Origin of the sequence: Flavobacterium sp. TSSA_36 (assembly GCF_051547165.1) — a bacterium.
Classification (GTDB): Bacteria; Bacteroidota; Bacteroidia; order Flavobacteriales; family Flavobacteriaceae; genus Flavobacterium.
On the sequence record NZ_JBPTTP010000003.1, the window covers coordinates 179,141 to 197,094 of the forward strand.

Below are 17,954 nucleotides of genomic sequence, written 5' to 3' on the forward strand. Positions count from 1 at the left end.
TTTTTCAATATTCTTAATGCCGTTGACCTATAACAATCAAATACAATAATAATATAAGTGTTTTCAAAAAAAATTCTAAAATTGAATTTGTAAAACGTTTCAATGCCTTATTTTTGCGCCATGGCAAAGAAAAATACAGACAAAGTTGTCTTTCATCAGATAAAAGTCCTTGATGCTGGAGCAAAAGGCGTGTCGGTGGCAAAAGCGCCCGACGGTAAAGTAGTGTTCATCTCGAATGTCGTGCCCGGCGACGTAGTAGATGTGCAAACGTTCAAGAAAAGAAAAGCCTATTATGAAGGCAAAGCGGTGAAGTTTCACGAGTTCTCGGAACACCGCGTTGAACCAATTTGTGAGCATTTTGGGGTGTGTGGCGGTTGCAAATGGCAAAATATGAAGTACAGCCAGCAATTGTTTTTTAAACACAACGAGGTTAAAAACCACCTGCAACGAATTGGTAAAATTGAAATACCGGATTTCGAACCGATTTTGGGTTCTGAAAAACAGTTTTTCTACCGCAACAAAATGGAGTTTTCGTTTTCGAACAGCCGTTGGCTCACCGAAGACGAAATAGGAAGCAGCGAGGAATTGGACAATAAAAATGCCTTGGGTTTTCATATTCCGAAAATGTGGGACAAAATCCTAGACATCAATAAATGTCATTTGCAAGAAGACCCTTCGAACGCGATTCGCAACGAAGTGCGTGAATTTGCCAATGCAAATGGTTTGACGTTCTTTAACCCAAGAGCGCACGAAGGCTTGTTGCGTACGCTTATGTTGCGCACCGCATCGACTGGCGAAATTATGGTGTTGATTCAGTTTTTTGAAGACGATCAAGCCAATAGAGAGTTGTTGTTGGATCATTTGTATGCCAAATTTCCGCAGATTACGTCTTTACAGTACGTTATCAACAACAAAGCAAACGATACGTTATATGATACGAACATCAAATTGTACAAAGGACGCGATTACATTTTGGAAGAAATGGAAGGTTTGAAATTTAGTATCAACGCCAAATCGTTTTACCAAACCAACTCGGATCAAGCGTACGAACTATACAAAATCACAAGAGATTTCGCTGGATTGACTGGTAACGAAACGGTGTATGATTTGTACACAGGAACGGGAACCATCGCTCAGTTTGTATCGAAAAAAGCCAAAAAAGTGATTGGTGTTGAAAGCGTGCCCGAAGCAATTAAAGACGCCAAAGCCAACGCCGAACGAAATAATATCACGAATTGTGAGTTCTTTGTAGGAGATATGAAAGTGGTGTTCAACGAAGCTTTTATCGCGCAACACGGCAAACCCGACGTAATCATAACGGATCCACCAAGAGACGGAATGCACGCGGCGGTTATTGATCAAATCTTGAAAATTGAGCCTCAAAAAGTGGTGTATGTGAGTTGTAATTCGGCTACACAAGCTCGTGATTTGGCTTTGATGGATGAGAAGTACAAAGTGACGCGCGTTCGACCTGTCGATATGTTTCCGCAAACGCATCACGTGGAGAATGTGGTGTTGTTGGAACGTCGTTAAATTTTGTAAACATATAAGTCATTGAAGTTTTTTTTTAATGGTTTGTGAGGTTTGAAACCATAGAAGGTATTGAAGGGCATATAAGAGTTTTTCTTTGTGGGCTTTGCGTAAATCTTTGCGGTCTTTGCGGTTGGATTTTTTAACCATATAAGGTATTGAAGGGCATTTAAGAGTTTTTCTTTGTGGGCTTTGCAGTTAAATGTTGACACAGATTACACAGATTTTCACAGATTCAAAAAGTAAAATAACTTGTGTACTTTGCGGTTGGATTTTTAAACCATAGAATGATTTATCCGTATAAATAAATAGTTTTAAATGAAAAAAATAACCCTTTTACTGTTGGTGTTTTGTTTCGCTTTTTCAAGTTGTGAGAAAGATGATATTTGCGATGCCAATACGCCTACTACACCTAGAATGGTGATTAAATTCTTTGACATCAACAACCCTACAGAATTGAAAAACGTAAGTAACTTAAAAGTTATTGGAGAAGGAATGAGTACAGGAATAATTTTTAATCCAACGGCAACTGGAGATTCAAAATACTTATTTAATGGAAACTCTATTTCGATTCCACTGAAAACAAATACAACTACCACAACTTTTAGTTTCATTTTAAATTCTGGAAATTCGAATCCAATATTCATCAATACCGATGTTTTGAAGTTCAATTACACCACTAATGAAGTTTTTGTCTCCAGAGCATGTGGATTTAAAACGTTGTTTGTAATGAATATTCAAAAACCATTTGAACACAGTGACGGCTCTATAATTGATCAGAAATGGATGAAAGTGGTATCTCTACAAAAAAACAATATAAACGATGAAAATGAAACACATCTTGCGATCTATTTTTAGTGTTTGCCTTGTCTTTTCAATGTTTTTTTCCCAAGCACAAGAAAATATTGGTACTCCACTAAAAGCAGAAAATATACTTCCTGCAAAACCTAAACAAGAAATAGAAAAACTTCCAAAAAAGAAAGAAACCGACAGTATTGTTCCGAAAATTAATCGCTATGGACTTCGTGTGGGGGCAGATTTATACAAACTGACTCGCGGTTTTTATGACAGCAATTACAAGGGCATCGAATTAGTGGGAGATTATCGACTGACGAAAAAATACTATTTGGCTGCCGAATTAGGTTCAGAAAATAAAACTACAGAAGACGATCGATTGACTTCTACAGCCAAAGGAACCTATGTGAAAGCTGGTTTTGATTACAATGTATATGAAAACTGGTTAGATATGGAAAATATAATTTCCATTGGAATGCGCGCAGGATTTTCAACTTTCAGTCAACAATTGAATAGCTATAAAATCTACAACCCTAATCCATATTGGGGAGAAGTCCCTCCTATCATTTCTGGAAAAAATTATAGTGGTTTGTCTGCATCCTGGATAGAAGTTGTTGCAGGGATCAAAGCCAAAGTTTTCAATAATGTATTTGTAGGATTTAGTATTCGTTTGAACCGAATCATTACCAACAAAGAACCTAATGGTTTCGAAAATCTTTACATACCAGGATTCAACAGAACCTATGATGGTGATTTTGGTGTAGGATTCAACTATACAGTCTCCTATTTTATCCCCATTTTTAAGAAAAAAATACTTCCTCCAAACGCTAACGAAAAGCAACTTAAAAAATAGAAAACATAAAGCTTACAAAAAGCGCTTTTACATTTTTGTTAAAGCGCTTTTTTTATGGTTCTCTTTCTTGGTTAACTTGAATCAATGATAACCAAACGCCTTCATCACTGTAGACGATACTACACTTCAGATAATTGGATTGTTTTTCTTTGCTTTTTAAAAAAGGACTATTCTTTTTTGTATTTTTGATAAACAACTATTTAACAGGTACTTATAAAAAATACACTCCATGAAAAAACAAATACTAATTATCGCCCTACTCTTTTGTTCTTCAATATCGATAGCCCAGAAAGAGTGGTTTTCAACCTTTTCAGATTCGACTGCTTTGGTAAAACAAGCCAATCTCATTTCAGATACCTTTATCAAAGATATCACTAAGATAAGCCCTAAAACCATTTTGGTATTAAAAACACGTCTCAATACGACCCCATATCTTATCTATTATGATGGAGAAGGAAAAGAAAAAACAGCCAATTTACCTTTATGGTCACAAGTTATTCCTCAACAAAAAGCTTTTTTTTATGAAGTTTCTGGAGGAGAAGTCGCCGGAAAAGAAGTGTTTGGTTTATTTTTTAATGGTTTTTATTTACCTCACGAACTAGGTCATGCCTTGCAACACGAAGTGGAAGGCAACGTTTTAGGCTCCTATGAAAGTGAATATTTAGCCAATTGTATCGCCATGCTTTGGTGGAAAAAACAAGGAAAGCAAAAGGAATTAGAAAAATGTTATCGCTACGCCAAAAAAATGTGGGCGAAATTACCAAATCCTATTCCAGAAGGGACCTCAATTCAAAGTTACTTTTCTGAAAATTATCAACAGGCTTCTCAGAATCCGTATATTTATGGGTATATGCAATTTCTGCAGTTTATTACAATTTACGAAGATGCTAGCCTACCTAAATTTGACACTTATATCAAAAGATATTTGGCTGCTACTCCTAAGAAAAAATAACTTCAAAGTAATACCTTTTCAATAAATCAAACCCTTTAAAAATCAATGATGGTGGAGTTCTTTACTTCACTTATCATGAAAGTGCTATGTGTACTACCGATATGCTGCAGTGTAGTTAATTTAGTAACTAAAAATTCTCGATACGCCTCCATGTCTTTTACTAAAACTTTCAAAATATAATCATAATCACCACTTACATGATGACATTCTAATACTTCTGGCAATTGAACCACCTCATTTTCAAATCGCGTAAGAAATTCTTTAGTGTGTTGAATTAGTTTTAAATGACAAAAAACCACAAATCCTTTGGCTATTTTCGATTTATCAACTAGGGCTACGTATCGCTGAATAATCCCTTCTCTTTCTAACTTTTTAATGCGTTCATATACGGCAGTCACTGAGAGATTGAGCTTTAAAGAGAGTTCTTTATTTGTTTTTTTACTATCAGTTTGCAATAAAACCAAAAGTTTCTTATCGATGGCATCTAAAAACATACTTCCATATTTACGTAAAAGCCGACACAAGGTCCACCTATTAGTTTCTTTACAAGCGTAAATGAATAAAAATCTATTATTTCTATTTTCAATTCACAAAAATAGATTTATATTCTATACAAAACATTTATGATACAAAAAAAATCTATAATAAATTCACACTATTGACAATCATTCTAGTCTTTATTTATTTTGAAGATAAATAAATTAAAACTAACCAATACTCATGAACAACTTCAATCCAGCAGATAACATTCAAGACTTACAGTATTTTGGTGAATTTGGTGGGGTAAATCCCTCGATTTCGGATTCATCAACCTACACTTTTTTATCAGCAAAAACCATGTTTGACACCTTTGAGGGCAATATGGAAGGGTGCTATTTATATTCCCGTCACTCCTCGCCTAGCAATTTGTATTTGGATCAAGCCATTGCAGCTATGGAAGGTACTGAAGCGGCTAACGTTTCGGCTTCTGGAATGGGGGCGATTACTCCAACACTTTTACAATTATGTAGTGCAGGAGATCATGTTGTTTCCAGCAGAACTATCTATGGTGGCACCTACGCTTTCTTAAAAAATTTCGCGCCACGATTGGGAATTTCTACAACTTTCGTTGATATTACGAAACTAGACGCTATTGAGGCTGCGATTACACCAAACTCTAAAGTATTGTATTGTGAAACGGTTAGCAACCCCCTTTTAGAAGTGGCCGACATTGCAAGTCTGTCTATACTTGCAAAAAAACACCAATTAACACTGGTAGTAGACAATACTTTTTCACCATTATCTGTTGCCCCAGCAAAATTAGGCGCTGATATCGTCATTCATAGTTTAACTAAATACATTAATGGCAGCAGTGATACGGTGGGTGGAGTAACTTGTGCAAGTCGTGCATTTATCGATAGCCTAAAAAATGTGAATACAGGAGCAAGTATGCTTCTTGGCCCCACCATGGATAGCTTGCGATCTGCTAGTGTGATGAAAAACCTACGCACTTTACACATCCGAATGAAACAACACAGTTATAATGCCCAATATTTAGCCGAGCGTTTTGAAAAGGATGGATTAAAGACGGTCTATCCTGGATTAGCCAGTCACCCAAGTCATGAAATTTACAAAAAAATGATCAATCCAGAATATGGTTTTGGAGGCATGATGACCATCGATGTAGGGTCATTAGATAAGGCCAATGCATTGATGGAAAAAATGCAAGATTGTAATTTGGGATATCTTGCGGTGAGCTTAGGCTTTTACAAAACCTTATTTAGTGCACCTGGCACCTCAACTTCTAGTGAAATCCCATTAGAAGAACAAGCCGAAATGGGATTAACCGATGGACTCATTCGGTTTTCAATTGGCTTAGACCATAACATAGAAAGAACTTATCAATCGATGAAAGCTTGCATGATTGCAATGGAAATCCTTTAAAAATGCCTTTAGACCAGAAAACCGTTGCAGAAATTGTAACGGTTTTTCTCTTTTTCATTGACTTAAAGGACTAATCAAACTAACGAAATCATCTCCCTACACTTACCCCAAGTTTAAAAATCGGTTACATGTACTGTATTAAAACAAGCTAGTTGTTCACTATAACTAATTAGTAATAAAGAAATAATTTATTAATAATATGTTAAATATTTTATTTAAACGCATTCCTTTTAGCTCCTCTTTTATTCAAAAATAAGCCAATAAACCAGCTATAATTATTGACTCTTAAAATGCAAAAAATCTGAAAATGCAGTCAAAAAATTGTGTTTTCAATCGTTGTAGGATCTTTCAAAGACACCTTTCAAAAAAAGCTAAATCTATTGAAATACCGGAAATAATAAAGTTTTAAATAGAAAATAATATCTAAAAAAAACGCCTAAAAAAAACATAAATAAAGATTACATGATATTTGTAAGCTAAATAAAGACTAACATTTTTTATATTTGTTTATGACCATTTTTAAAAAAATAACAAGATTAAACGTATAAAAAATGTGAGACTTTGCAAGCTTGTTATGAAGTAAAATAGGTTGTTTTTTTATTTCTAATTAAAATAAATTTGAATCATTATGACAAAACTCAAATCACCGTTTCAAAAAATAACCAATGATCGAAATTTCATCATTGATTGTTATTTAGAAATGCTGTCTCGCATTAATGAGCTAAAAATTATTGCTTTAATCAAAAACGAACCAAAATCGTTAGCTAACCAAGACAATGATGACATTCCGAGTGAAAAAGTAATTCAATCTTTAAGTATTTACTTTCAATTAATGACCTTGGTGGAAGAAAATGCTGCAACTCAATACCGAAGAAAAACTGAAAATCAACTCAATATTGATTCTACCAGAGGTTCTTGGGCTGAGGCTTTCAAAATTTGGAAAGAGCAAGGTATTACTGAGGAAGATATGCTTAAAACAATAGCTGCAACGCATGTAATTCCGGTTTTGACCGCTCACCCAACCGAGGCCAAAAGGGTAACTGTAATAGAAATACATCGTGAATTGTACCTGCTTTTGGTACAAAGAGAAAACACTGCTTTAAGTAAAATTGAACTTTTTGAAAACAAAGAAAAAATCATTTCCCTTTTAGAAAGATGGTGGAGAACAGGAGAAATTTATCTTGAAAAACCAGACATTACTGACGAAAGATCAAATGTTATTCATTATTTAAGTAAAGTTTTTCCAGCGGTATTAGAAAAAAGCGACCAACAACTCAAAAGCTCTTGGATTGAAATGGGGTTAAACCCCAATAAAATTAAGAATCCAGATGTATTTCCAAAGATAAATTTCGGAAGTTGGGTAGGTGGAGATCGTGATGGACATCCATTAGTAACTCCAAATATCACGCAAGAAACATTGATATTGCACAGACAAACCGCACTATTTTTACTCAAAAATCAATTATTAACGCTTGCCAGTCGTCTTTCAATCTCTGCTATAAACAATCCGATTCCCTTTGTATTAACCGAAGCGATTGAAAAAAAAGCACAAATTCTGGGTCAAGCAGGCCAAAATAGCATCAAAAGAAATCCTTACGAACCTTGGAGACAATATGTAAGTTTGATTTTGGTGCAATTGAAAAATACTGTTTCAGATAAAACTGCAGATTCACAATCTTACTACAAATCAAGTGTTGCCCTCGAAGAAGATTTAAAATTCTTAAGAGAAGTATTAGTGGATAATGGATTGAAAGGATTAGCTGATGATTTACTTTTCCCAATTGAAAGAGCGGTAAAATGTTTCGGTTTTCACTTGGCTAAATTAGACATTCGTCAAAACAGTACATTTCATGACAAAGCCATTTCTCAAATCTTAAAAACGAATGGGGAGAAAGATTTTGATTTTGAAAACTGGAAGGAAGAAAAAAGAGTAGCGTTTTTAAATAAAACATTAGAAAGTCATTCCTTAATTACAGATGTTACCGTCTCTTATGGCCCAGAGGCTGACAATGTATTAGATTGCTACAGAGTGGTTCGACAACATGTGAGCCAATATGGCGCAGACGGTATTGGATCCTTCATAGTGAGTATGACCAGAAGTTTGAGTGACTTATTAGTGGTGTATCTTTTGATGAGAGAAACACAATTGCTTAATGCAAAAATTAGAGTGGTGCCCCTATTGGAAACCATCGAAGATCTTGACAACGGACCAGAAATTCTAGAATCCTTTTTACAAAACACCATCACAAAACAAAGAGCTGCTTTTCTTGATTACAAACAAGAAGTAATGCTTGGATACAGTGATAGTAATAAAGATGGCGGGACAATTGCTAGTAAATGGAATCTTTATAAAGCTGAAAAAGCCTTATCGGCTGTAGGAAGAAAGAACGGAACTGCTATTTTCTTTTTCCACGGAACAGGAGGAACCATCAGTAGAGGTGGCGGAAAATATCATCGTTTCCTGGAAAGTATGCCAACAAATACGGTTAACGGCACCATCAAATTGACGGTTCAAGGAGAAACTATGGCACAATTATTTGGTAACCCATTAACGGCTACTTACAATTTAAATGCCTTGGCTTCTGGTGTCGCAAAACAAACGATTTTGAGCAAAGAAAAAACGGATGATGCAGCTTTCCCTCTAGAAATCATGGAATTTTTATCTCAAAAATCTTGTGAACATTACAAAAATTTAATCGAAACTCCTGGATTTATTGAGTTTTATGGAAAAGTAACTTGTATCGATGTACTAGAAAAAAGTAAAATCGGATCTAGACCTGCCAGAAGAACAGGAACTCGTACACTAAATGACTTACGAGCAATTCCTTGGGTATTTAGCTGGAACTTATCGAGAATCACCATCACAGGTTGGTACGGACTAGGTGAAGCTTTGAAAACATTAAAAGAAGAGCGTCCCGAAGATTTCAAAACATTCAAAAACAATGTTGAAAATTGGACGTTCCTTAAATTCTTAATGATTCAAACCGAAACTAACTTAATCCTTTCTAATAAAGAAATGATGAATTGGTACGCTGAATTGGATGAAAACGAAGCCGAAAGAAAACTTTTCATGGATAAAATTCTTACTGATTATCATAATGGATTCTCAATCATTGAAGAATTATTTGATGAACCAGCAACCAAAAGAAGAAGCGGACAATATGATAATTTAGAGTGGAGAAATGAAAAACTTAAAGTTCTACATCAACTACACCTGAAATATTTAACTCAATGGAGAAACCTCACAGATGAAAATAGTATTGAGAAAAATAAAATTCTGACCAAACTATTGAGTATTGTTAACTCTATCTCTAGTGGACTGAAAAACACAGGTTGATCCCTTGATTATAGTAAACTTTATCGCTAAGGAATACTAAAACAATGAGGTCTTTTTAAAGTTTTACGCTTTAAAAAGACCTTTTGTATTTCGTCACGACTTAAAAAAAATTAGTTGTTAATTTCAATTTAATTCTTTAGCTCTCTTGGATTTATGTATTACTTTTGCAAATTCAAAAAAAGTTCAAAAAACAACGTTTATGCCAACATTTAGCAAACAACTTTCTATAAGATGGTCAGATCTTGACCCCAACTTTCACATGCGACACAGTGCTTATTATGACTTTGGAGCACAGCACCGTATTGAAATTCTTGAAGAATTAGGGCTAACACTTCAAGTAATGAAATCACAGCACATTGGACCCGTATTATTTAGAGAAGAATGTGTTTTTAAAAGAGAAATTCATTTAGCAGATCTCATTATTTTACATACTAAAATTGCCAAGATGAAACCCGATGCCTCTCGCTGGACCATCGTTCACGAATTGTACCGAGAAGATGTTTTATGCGCTACAATTACCGTAGATGGCGCCTGGATGGATACTAGACTCAGAAAACTAGCTAGTCCAACACCACAAATTGTGATTGATTCCTTCAATGCATTCCCGAAAACAAGCGATTTTATTTCACTTTAAAAAATATACCATGTTTACTATTGAACAAATCAAAACGGCTCATGCCAAAGTAAAATCTGGAGCTGATTTTCCAAAATATATTCAAGAATTGATTACTTTGGGTGTTTTGGGCTATGATACTTTTGTTATTGACGGTCATGTTGAATATTTTGGCAAAAATCACTACCGAACCACTGCAACAGAAACCTATACTCCATTACTAGTGGCCGAGTCGGTTCAAAAAGAACGTTTCATCGAATTTTTGGTCATGCATCAAGAAGGCCAAACGGATTATCTTACTTTTTGTAACCATGCGGCTCAATGCGGAATTGCTCAATGGACCGTAAACATTATCGAAAAAACCTGCACTTATCTCGACAAAAATCAAAACAGTATCCTAATCGAGAAAATTCCTATTTAATCAATAAAAAGGAGCTATTGGACTTCCTATACAAGACAAATTTCTACTATGGATTCTGGATTGAACTAGGAATAAAATTTGTTTTTTGAAATATAAAGTACAGCCTTAATTATTTTAACCATTAAAATAATAAGGTAATTTAAAAAAAATAAAACTTAATTTCTTAATGACCTTAATGGTTTATTTCCTTGCGGTTGCTTTTGAAGGCTGGATTAATTTTTCTTATTTAAGTTTTTCACAAAAAACTCAGCAGAACTAATAAAAAAAGGACTTGCCATTTTGTTGTCAAGTCCTTTTTGCTTATTCCTCGTTAGTTTCGTGCGTTTTACAGTAATTACGCCACTTATCAATACAATCCTGAAAATCTGTTGGAATTTCCGTATCAAATCGCATCATTTCTCCAGTTGTCGGATGCACAAACCCTAATGTTTTGGCGTGCAGCGCTTGTCTTGGTAATGCTTTGAAACAGTTTTCAATAAACTGCTTGTATTTCGTAAACGTTGTTCCTTTTAAGATTAAATGCCCTCCATAGCGCTCATCATTAAACAAGGGATGCCCAATGTGCTTCATGTGTGCCCTGATTTGATGGGTACGCCCCGTTTCTAATTGACAAGAAATTAAAGTAACATAACCGAACCGCTCTAAAACTTGATAATGTGTGATGGCTGGTTTCCCTATTTCAGGGTCTTCAAAAACGGCCATTTGCATACGATCTTTCAAATGACGCGATAGATTTCCTTCAATTGTCCCTCTTTCAGCAGTAACATTCCCCCAAACCAATGCAATATATTCACGCTCTGTTGTTTTAGCCTCAAATTGTTTGGCCAAATGTGTCATGGCAGCTTCGGTCTTGGCCACTACTAACAATCCTGAAGTATCTTTATCTATTCGATGCACCAAGCCTGGACGCTCACTGCTATTCATTGGCAAGTTATCAAAATGATGTGCCAAGGCATTGACTAAAGTTCCTGTATAATTACCATGTCCGGGATGCACCACCATACCTGGGTCTTTATTAACTAACAATAAAGCCGCATCTTCATAGACAATATTCAAAGGAAGATCCTCGGGTAAAATATGATTTTCAAAAGGGGGATGCGACAACATTACAGTAATCACATCAAACGGCTTTACTTTATAATTGGATTTTACTGGAATATCATTTACAAAAATATTCCCATCCGTAGCGGCATTCTGAATTTTGTTTCGGGTAGCATTTTGAATCAAATTCATCAGATACTTATCAATTCTCAAAATGGCTTGTCCTTTAGGAACCTCAAATCGATAATGTTCAAACAATTCGTCTTCTAAATCTAAAATCGCTGTATTATTGTTCATTCTCTGTTTTTTCAGATTCTACTGCTGGTGCTTGCAAACTATCATTGGCGATAACTTCTTCATAAGTCGCTTTTCCGTCTCCTAAGACCAAATCAATTTTAGAAGCTTTCAAAACACGATCCCCTGCTTTTAAATTTCTTCCTTTAAAACGTATTTCCAAAACCATATCTTTGGCTAAATTTGGAATGTAAGTAACCGTGCCTGGTTCAAGTCCTAACGCTTTTAAGGTAGGAACCACCTCTCGGTATGTTTTTTCGATTAAATTAGGAAGCTGTACTGACGAAAAACCAGATGAATTAATCTTGATATACACTTTTCTTCCCACCTTTACTTTGGTTCCGGGCAGAGGGTCTTGTTCTACTACACTAAATTTCGGAAAATCACTTCTATAATCCACACTGTCTAATAATTCGTAATCCAAATCTAAATCATCCAATTTCTCTTCTACTTGATCTTCAGTTAATTTAGATAAATTTGGTACTGAAATTTCATGTCCATGATCTGTAGTGTAGGTCAACCAAAACATAAAAAAATAGCCTAAAAGTGCTACAAAAGCAATTGCAAAAAACAATTGACCGAAAAAAACACGACTACCAAGATACTTGCGTAAACTCATATATAATTTTTTAAGAAGCAACAAAGATAAAGCTATTTCGTTTGAAAAAAAATGATAATTTTGTTTTGAATACGTTTAATCATTGAATCGATTAAACGGTTAACCGATTAAACTTTTAAAATGAAAAACATAGCAATCATCATGGGGGGCTATTCTAGTGAATACAAAATTTCACTAATTAGCGGAAACGTAGTCTACCAAACCCTTGACAAAACCAAGTATACTGGATATAGAATACACATCTTCAAAGAGAAATGGGTATATGTAGATGCAAATGATGCCGAATTCCCAATCGATCGCAATGACTTTTCGGTAACTGCAAACGGAACAAAAATTAACTTCGACTGTGTGTTCAATGCCATTCACGGAACGCCCGGAGAAGATGGATTACTGCAAGCCTATTTCGAACTTTTGGGTATTCCACAAACGGCATGCGACTATTACCAAGCAGCATTGACCTTTAACAAAAGAGACTTGTTATCGGTTTTAAAACCTTATGGAATTAAAACAGCAACTTCTTATTACCTAAACAAAGGCGACATAATAAACACTGCTGAAATCGTAAAAAAAGTAGGATTGCCTTGCTTCGTAAAACCGAATAAAGCGGGTTCTAGTTTTGGAATTTCTAAAGTAAAAACCGAAGCAGAATTACCTATCGCTATCGAAATCGCCTATAAAGAAGATAACGAAATCATCATTGAAAGTTTCTTAGATGGAACTGAAGTGTCTGTTGGTGTAATTAACTACCAAGGAAAAATCACTGTCTTGCCTATTACTGAAATTGTTTCGGATAATGATTTCTTTGATTATGAGGCCAAATATGAGGGAAAATCACAAGAAATTACTCCAGCTCGTGTTCCTGATGAAATGACTCAGAAAGTTGGCGACATTGCAAAACGCGCTTATGAAGTTTTGAAAATGAAAGGCTTTTCACGAAGCGAATTCATTATTGTAGATGGCGAACCGCACATGCTAGAAATGAATACAATTCCTGGTCTAACCACCGAAAGTTTGATTCCGCAACAAGCCAAAGCTGCAGGTATTTCTCTCGAAGATTTGTTTACTAATGCAATTGAGTTAGCACTTAATTAAGTTTTTGAGTGGCTAAGATTCTAAACCACTAAGTTCTTAGCAACTCACAACCACAAAAAACAAATGAAAAAAGCCATATTCCCAGGATCATTTGACCCGATAACCTTAGGTCACGAAGACATTATCAAAAGAGGAATTTCCCTTTTTGATGAAATCGTAATTGCAATTGGTGTCAATGCCGAAAAAAAATACATGTTTTCATTAGACGAAAGAAAACGCTTCATCGAAGAGACTTTCAAAAATGAACCAAAAGTCACGGTGATTACTTATGAAGGATTGACAATCGATTTGTGTCACAAAATCAACGCAAATTTCATTTTGAGAGGGCTACGCAATCCCGCCGACTTTGAATTTGAAAAAGCCATTGCTCACACCAATCGTCGACTGTCCAAAATAGAAACCGTCTTTTTATTAACCGCAGCTCGAACTTCTTATATCAGCTCAAGTATTGTGCGTGATGTCATTAGAAACCATGGCGAATATGAAATGCTAGTTCCTGATGCAGTAAGAGTAAAATTACACAAATAGCAACAATCCGGACCACAAGTTGTAAAAGCTAGTAATTAGCGCTATTTTTGCAAAATAATTAAGAATACTAAAAATGAGTATAGAAAGAGAATTAAACAAACGTAGTGGAGGAAAATGTGAACTTTCAGGTGTTACCGAAGATTTAAAAGTATATCAAATTCTTCCCACTCGAAAAGGTGGACTAGATGAATCTGTTTTAATCAACGCTACGCTTATTGACCAAATAGAAAATCCTGAAAAAATGGATATTAACCTTTGGCGATGCCTAAATGACAGCATGTGGAGCGAACACCTTCCGGTTCAAATTGTTTCTTGGCGTATGTTAAGTCGTTTGCGCAATCAAGAATTACTAGATCAAATGTACTTAGACGAGGATGATTTGGCATGGGCACAAGCCACTGGCGAAGGTGAAGAAGATGACAATAAAATTATCCACAGAGATAGTAATGGCGTAATTCTAGAACACGGAGACTCTGTTGTTTTAATTAAGGATTTAAAAGTAAAAGGATCTAGTATGGTGGCCAAACAAGGAACTGCCGTTAGAAACATTCGCTTAGATCACGAAAATGCTGAATATATTGAAGGAAAAGTTGACGGCCAACAAATCGTTATCATCACGCAGTATGTGAAGAAAATATAACTTTCTGTTAGCAATTAGCAATTAGCAATTAGCAATTAGCAAAAAAACGAAAACTCTTTGTGTTTCAAAGTGTTTTCGTTTTTTTATTATCTGAAATTTGAAGACTAAAATCTACAATCTGAAGTCTCTCTACTCCTCTTCTTTCTTTATTACTTTTCTGGCGACTTCAATTTTAAATTTCTTCCCTTTCATTTTTTCATCTTTCACTAATCGAAGTAATTCTTTGACTTTGTTATATTTTACAGCGGCAAAAGAGATAAAATCTTTGACTTCAATCAACCCTAAATCGCCTTTTTCTAACTTCCCTTTTTGAGAAAAGAAACCAACAATATCAATCTTATTGAGTTTATTTTTTTTCCCGCCACTAATATAAATAGTTTGAAATTGCGGTGGTTTTGGCAGAACTACATTGGAACTGACTTCCATTACTGGCATGGTGTAATCAATATAATCGAGTTTCTTTTCGCTTTCATTTACGATAACATAAGCGGTTCCTGAAGCCAGCATACGAGCAGTACGACCATTTCTGTGTGTAAATTCTTCTTCCTTCAAAGGCAAATGATAATGAATAACATGCTTCATTTCTGGAATATCCAATCCGCGAGCAGCTAAATCGGTAGTAATTAAGTAACTCATACTTCCGTTTCTAAACTGAATCAAAGCGCGTTCCCGTTCTTCCTGATCCATTCCTCCATGATAATAGGTAGCATAAATCCCTTTTTCATTCAAAGTATCACTTATGCGCTCTGCAGCATCGCGATGGTTGCAAAAAACAATCGCCGCTTCAGATTTCAAAGAACAAATCAATTGAAATAAAGTCATCAATTTATCTTTGTCTTTTGAAACAACCATTTGCAACAAAAGATTATTTTCTTCTTTACTATCAGGGATAAAATCCAAAATCAAGGGATTTACTACCCGAGTGTATTTAGGAATCTCAATACCAGAGGTAGCCGAAACCAACACACGTTTATTAAGTTTTGTCAATTTTCCAATCACAAACGACATTTGCTCATGAAATCCGAGTTGTAAGGACTTATCAAATTCATCCAAAACCATCGTCTGAATTTTATCCAATCGAAAAGTTCCTCTATCAATATGATCTGCAATTCTTCCTGGAGTACCAATCAAAATTGCGGGTGGATTACTTAAATTCTTAATTTCTGTATCAATAGAATGACCTCCATAACACACATTGACTTTATATCCGGTGCTCATTTTTTTCCATACTTGTTCGATTTGCAATCCCAATTCACGAGAAGGAACCAAAATTAAACATTGCACCGAAAGAATTTCAGCTTGTAACAACTCAAAAATAGGCAATAAAAAAGCTAATGTTTTCCCTGATCCAGTTGGAGAGAGTAATAAAACATTGTTTTCATTAATAATAGCATCATGCGATACTTCTTGCATCTCATTAAGGTCTGAAATCCCTAAACTGGCAAGAATCGGTTTAAAATTGTGCGGTGTATTCATGGTGCAAAAGTAGTTAAAATAGTTGTCAGTGCCTATTTTAAGCGATTAGCATCGTAGTAATAATCAAAATAAGTATATTTGATTTTTCCTCAAAAAACACAAATACATGAAATTCATAGCTACATTGTTTCTCTTCTTTTCACTTTCTATTATAGCTCAAAAAAACAACAAATACGATACTTTTTTCGAAAAAGGGAATGGGAACCAATCAGCTACTTACGAAGAAACTATTCGATATTACCAACTTTTGGCGGCTGATTTTAGCACCATCAAAATTCAAGAAATGGGTATGACCGATAGTGGTAAGCCTTTGCATATTGTTATCTTTAATCCTGAAAAAGAGTTTGATTTTAAAACAATTAAAAACAATAAAGCCGTATTGTTAATCAACAATGGTATTCATGCAGGAGAACCAGACGGTATTGATGCCAGTATGCAATTGTATCGTGACTTGGCCTTAGGCAAAATTAAAGCGCCTAAAAACACCGTTTTGGTGTGCATTCCAGTATATAACATTGGTGGAGCCTTGAATCGAAATAGGAGTTCAAGAGCCAATCAAAATGGCCCTGAAGAATATGGTTTTAGAGGAAATGCCAGAAATTACGATTTGAATCGTGATTTTATAAAATCAGATACCAAAAACACCAAAAGTTTTGTTGAAATTTTCCATTTGACAAGTCCTGACGTTTTTATTGACAATCACGTGAGCAACGGCTCGGATTATCAATATAAATTAACATACATAATGACCCAACACAACAAATTAGGAACTGTTTTGGGAAATTATTTAAATGAAGAAATGATGCCTAATATCGTGAATGATCTACAAAAAAAGAAAATAGAAACAACACCTTATGTCAATACTTTCTCCGACACCCCAGACAAAGGTTTTGGACAATTTTTTGAAAGTCCACGTTATACCACAGGCTATACTTCCTTATTCAACACCATCGGGTTTGTAGTAGAAACGCACATGCTAAAAAACTATGCCGATAGAGTAAAAGTTACCTATGAATTCATGCGTTCAGCCATCGATTTTACAGATACTAATTATCAAAAAATTAAAATGCTACGCGTTCAGAATGAAGCGCAATATTTACCCAATAAAAAATACACTATAAAATGGGAAATAGATACTACTAAAAAAACAACCATCCCTTTTTTAGGTTTTGAAGCTAGTTACAAAAAAAGCGACGCTACCACAGGAAATCGTTTGTTTTATGACCGTACAAAACCGTACAAAAAAGAAGTTCCATTTATCAAAGACTACAAAGCAGTAAAAGAAATAGAAATTCCTAAATACTATATTATCCCTCAAGGTTTTTGGCCAGTAATTGATTTATTAAAACATAATGATATTAGCATGAAACCGATAGAAAACGACACCCTAATAACAGTTGAGCGTTATCGTATTGCGGATTTTAAAACTACAACCAATGCTTACGAAGGTCATTATTTACATCGAAATACCACAGTAAAGGCTACCACAGAAAAAGTTCCCTTCAAAAAAGGCGATTTTTTAATAGCTACAAAACAAAAAGGAGTAAAATACCTTCTAGAAACCCTTGAACCAGAAGGCATCGATTCCTTTTTTAATTGGAATTTCTTTGATACGCTATTGCAACAAAAAGAAGGCTATTCGGATTATGTTTTTGACGATACAGCCGCTCAATTATTGAAAGACAACTCCAACTTGAAAACTGAATTTGAGGAATTGAAAGCAAAAGACGCTGCTTTCAATAAAAATCCAGAGGCGCAATTGGACTGGATTTATAAACATTCTGTTTATTACGAAAAAGCACACCTCAATTACCCTGTTTATCGCGTTTTATAACAAAAA

The 17,954-nt window shown here is 35.0% G+C and carries 16 protein-coding genes; 12 read left to right on the top strand and 4 right to left on the bottom strand.

Annotation, left to right across the window (positions count from 1 at the left end):
• Positions 1-120: 120 nt before the first annotated feature.
• The 4 genes from rlmD (at position 121) to ACSVH7_RS07410 (ending at position 4,130) form a co-directional block, all read left to right on the top strand.
• Positions 121-1,533, top strand: coding sequence for a 23S rRNA (uracil(1939)-C(5))-methyltransferase RlmD (rlmD, locus tag ACSVH7_RS07395; RefSeq protein ID WP_438066075.1), 1,413 nt, complete (start codon positions 121-123; stop codon positions 1,531-1,533).
• 315 nt (positions 1,534-1,848) lie between these two features.
• Positions 1,849-2,388 carry a DUF6452 family protein gene (locus tag ACSVH7_RS07400; RefSeq protein ID WP_438066076.1) on the top strand — a complete coding sequence of 180 codons (540 nt, stop codon included), beginning with the start codon at positions 1,849-1,851 and terminating at the stop codon, positions 2,386-2,388.
• Complete coding sequence (locus ACSVH7_RS07405; RefSeq protein WP_438066077.1) at positions 2,360-3,178, top strand: DUF6048 family protein; 819 nt, start codon at positions 2,360-2,362, stop codon at positions 3,176-3,178. The genes ACSVH7_RS07400 and ACSVH7_RS07405 overlap by 29 nt, the downstream gene beginning before the upstream one ends.
• 229 nt (positions 3,179-3,407) lie before the next feature.
• Positions 3,408-4,130: a hypothetical protein gene (locus ACSVH7_RS07410; RefSeq protein WP_438066078.1), complete on the top strand. Its 723-nt coding sequence runs from the start codon at positions 3,408-3,410 to the stop codon at positions 4,128-4,130.
• A 35-nt stretch (positions 4,131-4,165) separates the two neighbouring features.
• Here ACSVH7_RS07410 and ACSVH7_RS07415 read toward each other — a convergent pair whose 3' ends face one another.
• On the bottom strand, positions 4,166-4,624 hold the full coding sequence (locus ACSVH7_RS07415; protein ID WP_438066079.1) for an Lrp/AsnC family transcriptional regulator: 459 nt from the start codon (positions 4,622-4,624) through the stop codon (positions 4,166-4,168).
• A gap of 226 nt (positions 4,625-4,850) precedes the next feature.
• Here ACSVH7_RS07415 and ACSVH7_RS07420 point away from each other — a divergent pair, with 226 nt between their 5' ends.
• From ACSVH7_RS07420 to ACSVH7_RS07435, 4 genes are all read left to right on the top strand, one after another.
• Complete coding sequence (locus ACSVH7_RS07420; RefSeq protein WP_438066080.1) at positions 4,851-6,053, top strand: aminotransferase class V-fold PLP-dependent enzyme; 1,203 nt, start codon at positions 4,851-4,853, stop codon at positions 6,051-6,053.
• Between the two features lie 628 nt (positions 6,054-6,681).
• On the top strand, positions 6,682-9,390 hold the full coding sequence (locus ACSVH7_RS07425) for a phosphoenolpyruvate carboxylase (protein ID WP_438066081.1): 2,709 nt from the start codon (positions 6,682-6,684) through the stop codon (positions 9,388-9,390).
• A gap of 199 nt (positions 9,391-9,589) precedes the next feature.
• Positions 9,590-10,024 (top strand): acyl-CoA thioesterase, encoded by a 435-nt coding sequence (locus ACSVH7_RS07430; RefSeq protein ID WP_438066082.1) that lies wholly within the window; start codon positions 9,590-9,592, stop codon positions 10,022-10,024.
• A 10-nt stretch (positions 10,025-10,034) separates the two neighbouring features.
• The gene (locus ACSVH7_RS07435) at positions 10,035-10,424 is read left to right on the top strand and encodes a DUF1398 domain-containing protein (protein WP_438066083.1); all 390 of its coding nucleotides are present in this window, start codon (positions 10,035-10,037) and stop codon (positions 10,422-10,424) included.
• Positions 10,425-10,724: 300 nt separating this feature from the next.
• Here the strand turns inward: ACSVH7_RS07435 and ACSVH7_RS07440 are convergent, their stop codons facing one another.
• Both ACSVH7_RS07440 and ACSVH7_RS07445 read right to left on the bottom strand, forming a co-directional pair.
• Positions 10,725-11,762: an RluA family pseudouridine synthase gene (locus ACSVH7_RS07440; RefSeq protein WP_438066084.1), complete on the bottom strand. Its 1,038-nt coding sequence runs from the start codon at positions 11,760-11,762 to the stop codon at positions 10,725-10,727.
• A complete protein-coding gene (locus ACSVH7_RS07445) occupies positions 11,752-12,378 on the bottom strand; it encodes a PASTA domain-containing protein (protein WP_438066085.1) in 627 nt (208 codons plus the stop codon). The genes ACSVH7_RS07440 and ACSVH7_RS07445 overlap by 11 nt, the downstream gene beginning before the upstream one ends.
• A 120-nt stretch (positions 12,379-12,498) precedes the next feature.
• Between ACSVH7_RS07445 and ACSVH7_RS07450 the strand changes: the two genes are divergently transcribed.
• The 3 genes from ACSVH7_RS07450 (at position 12,499) to ACSVH7_RS07460 (ending at position 14,638) form a co-directional block, all read left to right on the top strand.
• Positions 12,499-13,470 carry a D-alanine--D-alanine ligase gene (locus ACSVH7_RS07450; RefSeq protein ID WP_438066086.1) on the top strand — a complete coding sequence of 324 codons (972 nt, stop codon included), beginning with the start codon at positions 12,499-12,501 and terminating at the stop codon, positions 13,468-13,470.
• Positions 13,471-13,533: 63 nt separating this feature from the next.
• Positions 13,534-13,998, top strand: coding sequence for a pantetheine-phosphate adenylyltransferase (gene coaD / locus ACSVH7_RS07455; RefSeq protein ID WP_438066087.1), 465 nt, complete (start codon positions 13,534-13,536; stop codon positions 13,996-13,998).
• A gap of 73 nt (positions 13,999-14,071) precedes the next feature.
• The gene (locus tag ACSVH7_RS07460; RefSeq protein WP_438066088.1) at positions 14,072-14,638 is read left to right on the top strand and encodes a PhnA domain-containing protein; all 567 of its coding nucleotides are present in this window, start codon (positions 14,072-14,074) and stop codon (positions 14,636-14,638) included.
• Between the two features lie 129 nt (positions 14,639-14,767).
• On the opposite strand, the gene ACSVH7_RS07465 is transcribed toward ACSVH7_RS07460, so the two are convergent.
• The gene (locus ACSVH7_RS07465; RefSeq protein ID WP_438066089.1) at positions 14,768-16,114 is read right to left on the bottom strand and encodes a DEAD/DEAH box helicase; all 1,347 of its coding nucleotides are present in this window, start codon (positions 16,112-16,114) and stop codon (positions 14,768-14,770) included.
• 106 nt (positions 16,115-16,220) lie between these two features.
• On the opposite strand from ACSVH7_RS07465, the gene ACSVH7_RS07470 reads away from it, so the two are divergent.
• The gene (locus ACSVH7_RS07470; protein WP_438066090.1) at positions 16,221-17,948 is read left to right on the top strand and encodes a M14 family metallopeptidase; all 1,728 of its coding nucleotides are present in this window, start codon (positions 16,221-16,223) and stop codon (positions 17,946-17,948) included.
• Positions 17,949-17,954 lie beyond the last annotated feature (6 nt).